General features: G+C 71.1%; 1 protein-coding gene and 1 pseudogene. Both read right to left on the reverse strand.

Translation table 11 applies throughout. The features are described 5' to 3' along the window. Positions 1-39: 39 nt before the first annotated feature. Positions 40-1,144, reverse strand: a pseudogene (dapC, locus tag I5G_RS20925) (succinyldiaminopimelate transaminase). A 3-nt stretch (positions 1,145-1,147) separates the two neighbouring features. After that, on the reverse strand, positions 1,148-1,468 hold the full coding sequence (gene fdxA, locus I5G_RS05940; RefSeq protein WP_022878250.1) for a ferredoxin: 321 nt from the start codon (positions 1,466-1,468) through the stop codon (positions 1,148-1,150). Positions 1,469-1,552: the final 84 nt, after the last annotated feature.

Genomic DNA, 1,552 nt, shown 5'->3' on the forward strand with positions numbered 1-1,552 from the left:
ATGCCCCCTTCCGATGGAGGGATCCCACTGTCCTGGGGCTCAGGGAGCCAGACGTTCCGCGGCCGCAGCGATCCGCTGGTCGGTGGCGGTCAGCGAGAAGCGCACGTGCTGCGGGAAGTGCGCGCCGTAGAAAATGCCCCGGACCGACCAGGATGCCGAGGTCCGCGAGGCGTCCCACGCTCTCCCAGGCGTCTCGGCCCTCCGTCGCCCACAGGTACAGGCCGCCCTCGCTGCGGTCGACGCGGAAGCCGGCCGCCTCCACCGCGGGCTTGAGGACGGCGCGACGGCGGGCGTAGCGCTCGCGCTGCTCGGCGACGTGCGCGTCGTCGCCCAGCGCAACGGTCATCGCGCGCTGCACGGGACCAGGAGGCATGAGGCCGAGGTGCTTGCGGCCCGTCAGCAGGCGCGCCACGATCTCGGGGTCGCCCGCGAGGAACGCGGCGCGGTAACCGGCGAGGTTCGACTGCTTGCTGAGCGAATACACCGACAGGACGCCGGTGAGGTCGTCGCCGACGACCGCCGGGTCGAGCACGCTCGGTACGCCCGCGGTGTCCCACGGCGCATCCCAGCCCAGTTCGGCGTAGCACTCGTCGGACGCGAGGACCGCGCCCAGCTTGCGGGCCCGGGTCACGGCATCCACGAGCTCGTCGGTCGAGAGGACGCGACCGTCGGGGTTGCCGGGCGAATTGATCCAGACCAGGCGCGTGTTCTCCGGCCACTCGGACGGATCGTCGGATGCCACGGCCTCGGCGCCGACGAGACGGGCACCGACCTCGTACGTCGGGTACGCGGCGCGCGGGTGCACCACGGCGTCACCCGGACCGAGGCCCAGGAGCAGCGGCAGCAGGGCGACGAGCTCTTTCGAGCCGACGGTGGGGAGCACGTGCGCGGGGGTGAGTCCCGGGACTCCGCGTCGACGGGCGTACCAGTCGACGATGGCCTCGCGCAACGCGGGGGTGCCCATGGTCTGGGGGTACGCGTGCGCGTCGGTCGCCGCGGCGAGGGCCTCGGCGACGACGGCGGGCGTCGGATCGACGGGCGACCCGATCGACAGGTCGACGATGCCCGCGGGGTGACGGCGGGCACGCTCGGCGTACGGCGCGACCGCATCCCAGGGGTAGTCGGCGAGGTCGGCGACGCCCACGGGTCAGTGACTCTGCGGAGGGAGCGCCGAGATGACCGGGTGATCCTTGGCGATCACACCGACCTTGGCGGCACCGCCGGGAGATCCGATGTCGTCGAAGAATTCGACGTTCGCCTTGTAGTAGTCCGACCACTCTTCGGGGAGGTCGTCCTCGTAGTAGATGGCCTCGACGGGGCACACGGGCTCGCACGCACCGCAGTCGACGCACTCGTCGGGGTGGATGTAGAGCGAGCGTTCACCCTCGTAAATGCAGTCGACCGGGCATTCGTCGATGCAGGCGCGGTCTTTGACATCGACACACGGGAGGGCGATCACGTAAGTCACCCGCTCAGTCTACGCGGGACGGCGACGGGGACCGGGCCGAGCGGCCGTGTCCTATGATCCGTCGGCGGACTGGACGCGCAGCTT

Source organism: Microbacterium sp. B19, assembly GCF_000333395.1.
Classification (GTDB): Bacteria; Actinomycetota; Actinomycetes; order Actinomycetales; family Microbacteriaceae; genus Microbacterium.